Genomic DNA, 974 nt, shown 5'->3' with positions numbered 1-974 from the left:
AGCAGGAGCGCGGCGACGTAGCCGGTGAAGTCGCCCACCGTGCGCTCGCCCGCCATCACCCGCTGGCCGACCAGCATCAGCACCGCCGCCACGGCGAACCCGCCGCCGACCTCGAGCAGCGGGTCGAGGCGCCCGCGGGCGTTGGCGGCCTTCATCTTCAGGCGCCGGACCGAGTCGAGCGCGTCGGCCGCGCGGCCCTTGAGGTAGCCCTCCATCGCGTAGGTTTTTGCGATGCGCACCCCCTGGAGGCTCTCGGAAATCAGGCTGGCGGTGGCACCCATCTGCTCCTGGGTGGTGGTGGAGACGCGCCTGAGCTTCTTGCCGATCCGCCCGATCGGCCCGGCGACGAAGGGCACGGTGACCGCGGCCACCAGCGTCAGCACCGGATCCATCCAGATCAGCGCCGCGACGAGGCCGACGAGCATGGCGACGTCGCGCAGCAGCACGGTCGAGATCCGGGTCAGCGCCTCCTTGATGAAGGCGAAGTCGGTGGTGAAGCGCTGTGTGAAGGCGGCCGGGCTCTCGCGCCCGAGCTGCGCCAGGTCGGCGTCGATCAGGTGCCCGTAGAGCGCGGCCTGCATGTCGGCCTCGACCCGGGTCACGACACGGTTGGTCAGCACCGTCTGGCCGAACAGCGCGAAACCGCGCACCGAGGTGACGACGATGACGATCAGCGGGCCGTAGGCCAGCGCGCCGGCATCCTTGCGGTCGAAGGCGTCGAAAGCGCCCTTGATCAGCGCCGGGTACAGGCCGGTCGAGGCGCCGACCAGGGCGATGAGCACCAGCACCACGGCCAGCGTGCCCCGGTGCGGCGACAGCCACTCGCGCCAGAGCCGGCGGAGCAGGGGGATCGTGTCGCCCTTCAGGCGCGCCATCACGGGTTCCGAGATCGTCCGGGCGAAGGGCGCCGGCCCACCGTCGCCCGAGGCGGCGGTGGCGCGGGTGTGCCGCCCCGGCCGCCGCGGATCAAGCGC

At 72.2% G+C, this 974-nt stretch carries 1 protein-coding gene; it reads right to left on the bottom strand.

From position 1 onward, the window contains the following. Positions 1-875, bottom strand: an 875-nt coding sequence (locus FV223_RS28550; RefSeq protein WP_246689855.1) for an ABC transporter transmembrane domain-containing protein, incomplete at its 3' end; no start/stop codon positions are given. Positions 876-974 lie beyond the last annotated feature (99 nt).

The organism is Methylobacterium sp. WL116 (assembly GCF_008039455.1).
In the GTDB taxonomy this organism is placed as follows: domain Bacteria; phylum Pseudomonadota; class Alphaproteobacteria; order Rhizobiales; family Beijerinckiaceae; genus Methylobacterium.
This window is presented reverse-complemented; position numbering and strand designations above follow the sequence as displayed.